This is a genomic window from Kocuria sp. KH4 (assembly GCF_053711175.1).
In genome coordinates this window covers 23,772-31,106 of the sequence record NZ_JBSJYX010000032.1, presented here as the reverse complement: position 1 = coordinate 31,106, position 7,335 = coordinate 23,772, and the positions used below count along the sequence as shown (strand labels likewise).

Below are 7,335 nucleotides of genomic sequence, written 5' to 3'. Positions count from 1 at the left end.
CTCCCGCCCTGCCCCGGAGGCATGGTCGATGCCTCCCGGGCATTTCCCCGCCGCCCGGCCCCGCCCCTACGCTGAACGCACAGGGCATCGGCGCAGTGGGCAAGGGGCCGATGCGTCCCGGCACGAGGAGGGCACCGCACATGTTCGACCCCCGATCCCTGGAGATCCCGCTCGTGGGCGCCCCGATGGCCGGCGGGCCCTCCATCCCGGAACTGGCCGCAGCGGTCAGTGCGGCCGGGGGCCTCGGGTTCCTGGCCGCCGGCTACAAGAGCCCCGACCAGGTGGCCGCCCAGATCCGGCGCACCCGGGAGCTGACCGGCGGTCCCGTGGGGGTCAACCTCTTCGTCGTGGAACCCTTCGAGCCCGACCCGGCGGCGCTGGAGACCTACCGGGCGGCGCTGCAGCCCGAGGCCCGGCGGCTGGGCGTGGAGCTGGGCACGCCGCGATGGGACGACGACGCCTGGGCGGGCAAGCTGGAGGTCGTGCTGGACACCAGGCCCGAGGTGGTCTCCTTCACCTTCGGCTGCCCCGACGCCGATGTCCTGGGTCGGATGGCGGCGACGGGGATCACCACCATGGTCACCGTCACCACCGCCGCCGAAGCACGTCTGGCCGCTGCCCGCGGCGCTAGGTCCCTGTCCGTCCAGGGTCCTGGCGCCGGAGGCCACAGGGCCACCTTCGACCAGGCCGCCGCTGCGACCGAGGTGCCCCTGGAGGCCACGGTGGACGAGATCACCGCCGGCACCGACCTGCCCGTGGTCGCCGGCGGCGGCATCGCCACCGCCGGCGACGTGGCCGGGCTGCTGTCCCGGGGCGCGGTGGCCGCCCAGGTCGGCACCGCCCTGCTGCTGGCCGACGAGGCCGGCACCAACCCCCTGCACCGGAACGCCCTGACCAGCGGGCGCTTCACGTCGACCACGCCCACCCGGGCGTTCACCGGGCGGTCGGCCCGGGGGCTGACCAACCGGTTCATCACCGCCCACGCCGACGCCCCGGTCGGCTACCCCCATCTGCACCACCTCACCGCACCGCTGCGGGCCGCGGCCGTGGCGCAGCGTGACGTGGACACCGCCCACCTGTGGGCCGGGACCGGCTTTCCCGGCCTCCACGACGGCCCCGCCGCCAGGATCGTGGCCGCCCTCATCCCCTGAGGACGCCGCGCGGCAGCACCGTCAGGACCGTGCACAGCTCCTGGCAGGCGGCGCCAGCGGGTGTCGCGCATCCGGCGTGCGCTTGCGGGCGCCCTCGGCGCGCATCCGCTGGATGCGCGCCGCACGCTCACGACGGGCGACGTCCACCTCCTGCCGCGACGACCGCACCGGGGCCCGCCGAGACCGCCGAGATCAGCAGGGCCGTGGCGGACACCAGCACGAGGACGGACCCTGCCGGATCACAGCGGTGGGTCGAGAGGCTCGTCGACGTCGTGGATCACGGTGGTGAGGCTGACGCCCTCGGTGCCGTCCAGCGGGGTGAGGTCCACGACGATGCCGGTGCCCACGTCCAGGTGCACCCGGTACAGGGTGGCCAGGTCGTCGGTCAGGGTCGGGTCCTCGGGCCCGTACTCGCGGATCCGGGATGCCGGGCTGTCCAGCAGCGGGCAGCACCCGCACCGCGGGACGTAGCCGCCCACCCAGTCCTCGCCGCGGCCGACCAGCGGACGGCAGGTCGCCGCCCAGGTCGCCCGGCCCCGCAGCACGGTGGCGGTGACGTCGCCGATCTCCACGCCCTGGGCCAGCTCCACCGGGTCGAGCATCGCCGTCCACCGGTAGTCCTGCCACATCGAGTCGCCGTGGTCCAGGTGCCAGTCCTCCGGCCGCCGGGCGACCAGGCCGTCCGGGCGCAGCACCACCCCCGCCTGCGGCGGGGGCAGCGCGGAGTCCGGCCCGCTCCCGGCCCCGCTGTAGGGCGCGCCCTCGGCGACCTCGACCCCCTCGGCGGTGCGCACGACCAGCCGGTACCGGGTCCGGTCGAGCCAGGCCTCCACCGGTCCGTCCGCAGCGGTGGCCCCGCCGTGGCCCTGCCGCCGGTGGGTGAGGTGCACTGCGGTGAACCGCCAGGGCGAGCTGGCGGCGAGGGCGCGGAAGTCCTCCGCGTTGGGGATGTCGGGCAGGACCGGTCTGCTCATGCCTGCGAGTAGAGCACACCTGGGCACCAGCCCCGGGCAGGCCCGTCCGCGCACGGCGAGGCCCTGACGTGCGCCGGGCAGCCTCTGGGAGTCAGCATGGGCTGAGGGTCTACTGCGGACGGGTCGCCGAGCCGTCAAGCCAGAGGGTGTCCGACTGGTCGCGGTGGGGCCCGGCGCCGGGGCCCGGACGGTTCGGCATAGCATTCCGCCGGCGACCTTCTGCCCCTCCCCCAGTGGCCGGCCCGACGACGGGGCACAGAGCCCCTCCGCCCGGTGGGCGGAGGGGCTCTGCGGGAGGGCCCGGCGGTCAGTAGGCGACGGTGAACCGGCGGCGGGAGTGGGCCGGCTCCTCGATCTCGTCGACGACGGCGGCGGCCAGGTCCGCCCCGGAGATGAACGAGTTGCCCTCCTCATCGGTCAGCAGCACGTCGCCGCCGATCCGGAACTGCCCGGTGGCCTCCCCGGGAGCCCACGCGCCGAAGCCGCCGGCGGGGCTGACGTAGAACCAGTCCAGTTCGTCCTCGGTGCCGCGCAGGGTCTCCAGCAGCGCCTCGCCGGTCCGGACCTCGGGCAGGATCTCGGCCGGGAAGCCCTCGGTGTCCATCAGCTTCGGCCCGCCCTCGGCGACCCGCAGGGACCCGGCCCCGCCGATCACCCCCAGCCGCGCCCCGGCGGCGCGCGCCAGGTCGATGAGCCGGCCCACCACGTCCTCGAGCCTGCCCTCTAGCTCCCCGCGGGGCGAGAGCGTCTCGACGACCACCTCGGCGTCCGCCACGACCCGGGCCAGGAACGCGTCGTCGAACACCGAACCGGTCACGTAGGTGACCCCGTCGGTCGGCTCCGCCGGGGTGCTGCGGCTGTAGGACGTCACCTCGTGACCGCGTCGGGCCGCCTCGGCCACGATGTGCGAGCCGGCGTATCCGGTGCCGCCCAGAACTGCGATGCGCGTCATGTGCTGTCTCTCCTCTGTCAGGGGGTCGCTGGGGTTCCCTCCGGAACCCCTGCTGGTTACTGTAAGTAACTGACAAACCGATCGGAAGTAGGCACTTCGCGGTAAGTGACCGACCCCGAAGTGACTCAGGAGCGGATGCATGGACCGACACCCGGCCGACCCCTATCAGCGCGACTGCCCCTCCCGCCGGGTGCTGGACCGCATCGGGGACCGATGGACGGTCCTGGTCGTGGGCGCCCTCACCGACGGGCCCCTGCGCTTCTCCCAGCTGGCGGCACGCATCGACGGGGTGTCGCAGAAGATGCTGACCCAGACGCTGCGGGCCCTGGAACGCGACGGACTCGTGACCCGCACGGTCTACCCCCAGGTTCCCCCCCGAGTCGAGTACGAGCTCACCGAGGCCGGCACCACCCTGCAGGAACCCCTGAAGGCCCTGGCGGACTGGGCCACCACGCACATGCCGACGATCCTCACGGCACGGCAGCAGTACGACGCCGCCCTGCCGGCCGCGAACCCGGCCTGAGCAGCACCGCACGGGACCGTCGCCCTGCCGGACACGCCGACCACCTGCGGTGGCGTCCCCCCGGCACCGGGGCTGCAGCGGCATCGGCTTCGTGGAGCACCGCACGAACGAGCGACCGTTGGCGGCGGAGCGAGAGGTGTGGGCGGTGGGCCTGCCGGGGTGCGGCACGAGCATGGGGCTCGCACCCGTGGGCGGTTCCGGCGCCATGGCGCAGGTGGTGGCCGAGGCCGTGGCCGCGCTCGGCCTCGGCCCGGCCGCGGTGGGCGGCGTGTCCATGGGCGGGGACGTCGGGCTCCCCCTGGCGCTCGGCCACCCCGAGCGCCTCGCCGGCCTCGTGCTGGTCGCCCCGGGTGGTCTCGTGCCCTCGCCGGGGTCCGCCGTGCTGCATCAGGCCGCGTGGCTGGCCGCGCAGCTGCCCGACGCGATCCTGCTGCCGGCGGGCCGACTCCCGAACCGGATCGTCAGGCCCGTCTGGTGCTGGTGCCCGGCTGCGGCCACCGGGCACAGCTGGAGCGCCACGACGAGTTCCTCGCCCAGGTCCGCCCGTTCCTGGCGGAGCTGGACCATGGGGCGGGGCGCGGCTGAACGGTGCGGCCCCGGTCCCCGGAGGTCTCCGGCGCAGCGACCCCGCCCGAGCTCCCGCACGGTGAGCCGTCAGGACCGGACGGCACCCGACCCCACGGCGGGCAACAGGAGTAGCCTGATGCGCGTCGAGGGGGTCGACCGTGGACGACCGTACGATTGCCCGCGCCCAGGCACGCATGATCCGCATGCGCCTGGAGCAGGCGGGTCTGAGCATCAAGGATCTGTGGCGCACCATCCCGGCATCCGTCGCGCCCGTGGACCAGTTCGAGGCCGACGCCTTCCTGCACCATGCGATACACCTGGCGCCCCGAGAGCGCGATCTGCTGGTCTTCGCGGCCAACCTCATGCTGGGCTCGACGATCCCGTACAGCTGGGAGCTGCGCCTGGACGAGAGCTGACCCTGCATGGCCCGCTGTCATGCCGCCCCCTCGCAGCCGATGGCGCCGTGCCCGCACGTGGTCCGCCGTCGATCCCTCCACTAGGGTCCATGCCATGATCACCGCGGAGCGCCTCGAGGACATCGCCCGGTTCCACAGGCTGCTGCAGGACGCCGTCGCGGAGGGCGCCGAGCCCCTGACCCAGCTGCAACGCCGGGTGTGGGTCGACATGGTGGGCGAGCTCATCGAGCACGCCCGCGCAACGGTGCGGACGGATCCGCCGGACGAGCACGGGACCTCCGAGCCGGCTTGACGGCCGCAGTCCGGCCGGCCGCCGAGCGCTGCCGGGTCGCCCGGAGCTATCCCTCGTCCACCGGACCGGGACCCGTGCCGAAGACCGTGTGACAGGACGTGTCAGCGGATGACACCGCCCGCGATTCCCTTTCGCACATGGAGGAACGCGCCGGGGACGTCGGCGCTGGACGAAAGTCCTGGAGGACCACCCGGCCAGAACCTATGGTGGCCGCGGTTGATCGACGACCCCCATCGCCGACCGGCCGCATCCCTCCGCCCCATGCAGCGACGGCACCGGACCAGGTCCCGACCCGGGCTCCGTCGCGGAACAGGAATCCCATGCGCACTCCCTCCCCCCGTGCCCGCAAGATCGCCGGTTTCTCCGCCGCCCCTGTCGCCGTCCTGGTGGCCGGTCTCATGGTGTGGCAGGGTTCCACGGCCGCCTTCACCGCCACCACCCGCAATGCCGGCAACTCCTGGGCCACCGGCCAGGTCGCCCTGACCGACGACGACGCCGGACGCGCCGGATTCACCGTGCAGAACCTGGTTCCGGGTCAGACCGGGCAGAAGTGCATCGTGGTGACCTCCAACTCGACCGTTCCCGGCGAGGTGCGCGCCTACACCCAGAACCTCTCCGGCTCCGCGGCCGGACTGCAGGACCACATCGACCTGCGCGTGGAACGCGGCACGGGCGGCTCCTTCGACAGCTGCGACGGCTTCAGCGCCGTGCCCGGCGCGCTGCCCGCCCAGTCGCTGTCCACCCTGGCCCAGGTCAACAACGACTACGCCACCGGCGGAGCGCGGTGGCAGACGACCGGCAGGGCCGGGGAGTCCACGACCTACCGCGGCACGTGGACCTTCGACACCACCGGTCTGACCCCGCAGGAGATCGACGCCCTGCAGGGCGCGACCGTGAGCGTGGACCTCGTCTGGGAGCTGCAGAGCGCCGACGCCCCGGCAGCCTGAGCCGCTCGCACGTGTGGCACCGGACCGAGCCAGCACCCAGCCCCACCGCCGAGCCGGTACCCGAGGGTGTGGCGGCCGGACTGTGGGGCTGGGTGCGGCTGCTCACCGGCACCGCCGCCCAGATCTACCTGGTGCTGCTCGCCGCCCTGACCGCGATCGCCCTGCTCCCGGCCGTGCTCGGCTGGAGCTCCACCGTCGTCCAGAGCGGGTCCATGGAACCGCACATCGACCCCGGTGACGTCGTCGTGCTCTCCGTGCTGCCCGGCGACCGGCCCGTGCCGCTCGGGGGCGTCGTGCAGTTCACCAGCCCGGCCGCCGCCCAACCCGACGGGATCGAACGGGCGGTGCTGCACCGGATCGTGATCGACCACCAGGACGGCACCTACGCCACCGCCGGCGACGCCAACGCCGACGTCGACTCGACCCCGCTCGTGCGGGAGCAGATCACCGGCCAGGCCCGCCTGCTGGTGCCCTTCATCGGACTGCCCGCCCTGTGGGCCGAGACCGGCCGGCACCTGCACCTGGCCCTGTGGGCCGCCGGCACCGTGGCCGCGCTCGCGCTCACCCTGGCGGTGTTCGTTCCGCGCAGCCGCAGCGAGGACGTCACCGACGGCCCGGACAGCGACCACGACACCCGGGAGCTTCCCGTGCTCGCCCGCCGCGGCGCCCTGGCCGTGGCCGGCGCCGCGGCCCTGGCCGGGCTGGTGTCCGGCCCGACGGCACCGAGCACCGCGGCCTTCACGGCCCGGACCGGGACCCGGGCCTCCTGGCGGGCTGCCGCCGCGCCGCCGGCGCTGACCGTGGGGCGGGCGGCCTCCTACGGCCTGCTGGCCTCCGCCGGCGTCGTCAACCAGACCCCGGGCGGGCACGAGACCACCGTGGGCGCCGATGTGGGAACCTCGCCGGGGACCACCATCGTGGCGCTGCAGAACAGCGGCTCGCGGCCCAACGTGACCGGCGCCGTCCAGGCCGGCACCCCGGCTGCGGCCGCTGCCATGACCGACGCCCGCGCCCTGGAGAGCGCCCTGCTGGCCCGGCCCGTCACCGCCACCCGCTCGACGGCACTGACCGGCCGGATCCCCGCCGGGGTCCACACCAGCACGACCGGCGCGTTCACCGTCTCCTCCACCCTGACCCTGGACGCCCAGGGGGACCCGACCGCGGTGTTCGTCTTCCGCGCCACCACCCTGAGCGCCGCCCTGAACAGCCAGATCGTCCTGGCCGGCGGAGCCCGAGCCGCCAACGTCTACTGGGTCGCGGCCGGGAACATCACCCTGGGAGCCAGTACCACCGCCCGTGGCACCTATCTCGCCCGCGGCACCATCACGGCCAACCTCAACTCCGGCGGCCCCACCCAGCGGTTCGTGCTGGAGGGTCGCCTGATCAGTCTGGGCACCGCATCCCCCGGCGGGACGGTCGAGGTGAACCGGCCCACCATCACGCTTCCCGCCTGAGCAGCCTCTCGCCCGGCGAGGACCCGGAGGCCCGTGCCAGGAGTCCGGCCGTCAGCACG

At 74.3% G+C, this 7,335-nt stretch carries 8 protein-coding genes and 1 pseudogene; 7 read left to right on the top strand and 2 right to left on the bottom strand.

Annotated elements, in window-relative coordinates:
- Positions 1–140 precede the first annotated feature (140 nt).
- The gene (locus tag ACWCOM_RS17475) at positions 141–1,151 is read left to right on the top strand and encodes a nitronate monooxygenase (protein WP_454550022.1); all 1,011 of its coding nucleotides are present in this window, start codon (positions 141–143) and stop codon (positions 1,149–1,151) included.
- Positions 1,152–1,390: 239 nt separating this feature from the next.
- Here ACWCOM_RS17475 and ACWCOM_RS17470 read toward each other — a convergent pair whose 3' ends face one another.
- Together ACWCOM_RS17470 and ACWCOM_RS17465 are read right to left on the bottom strand one after the other, a co-directional pair.
- Entirely contained in the window at positions 1,391–2,125 is a 735-nt protein-coding gene (locus tag ACWCOM_RS17470) for a hypothetical protein (RefSeq protein ID WP_454550021.1), read from the bottom strand.
- Between the two features lie 307 nt (positions 2,126–2,432).
- The gene (locus ACWCOM_RS17465; protein ID WP_454550020.1) at positions 2,433–3,077 is read right to left on the bottom strand and encodes an NAD(P)-dependent oxidoreductase; all 645 of its coding nucleotides are present in this window, start codon (positions 3,075–3,077) and stop codon (positions 2,433–2,435) included.
- A 139-nt stretch (positions 3,078–3,216) separates the two neighbouring features.
- Here ACWCOM_RS17465 and ACWCOM_RS17460 point away from each other — a divergent pair, with 139 nt between their 5' ends.
- The 6 genes and pseudogenes from ACWCOM_RS17460 (at position 3,217) to ACWCOM_RS17435 (ending at position 7,276) form a co-directional block, all read left to right on the top strand.
- A complete protein-coding gene (locus ACWCOM_RS17460; RefSeq protein WP_454550019.1) occupies positions 3,217–3,600 on the top strand; it encodes a winged helix-turn-helix transcriptional regulator in 384 nt (127 codons plus the stop codon).
- Positions 3,601–3,649: 49 nt separating this feature from the next.
- Positions 3,650–3,991, top strand: a pseudogene (locus ACWCOM_RS17455) (alpha/beta fold hydrolase); the annotation flags it as partial.
- A gap of 370 nt (positions 3,992–4,361) precedes the next feature.
- Entirely contained in the window at positions 4,362–4,583 is a 222-nt protein-coding gene (locus ACWCOM_RS17450) for a hypothetical protein (protein WP_454550024.1), read from the top strand.
- A 94-nt stretch (positions 4,584–4,677) separates the two neighbouring features.
- On the top strand, positions 4,678–4,875 hold the full coding sequence (locus ACWCOM_RS17445; protein WP_454550018.1) for a hypothetical protein: 198 nt from the start codon (positions 4,678–4,680) through the stop codon (positions 4,873–4,875).
- 320 nt (positions 4,876–5,195) lie between these two features.
- Positions 5,196–5,822, top strand: coding sequence for a hypothetical protein (locus ACWCOM_RS17440; RefSeq protein WP_454550017.1), 627 nt, complete (start codon positions 5,196–5,198; stop codon positions 5,820–5,822).
- A gap of 68 nt (positions 5,823–5,890) precedes the next feature.
- Complete coding sequence (locus ACWCOM_RS17435) at positions 5,891–7,276, top strand: signal peptidase I (RefSeq protein ID WP_454550016.1); 1,386 nt, start codon at positions 5,891–5,893, stop codon at positions 7,274–7,276.
- Positions 7,277–7,335 lie beyond the last annotated feature (59 nt).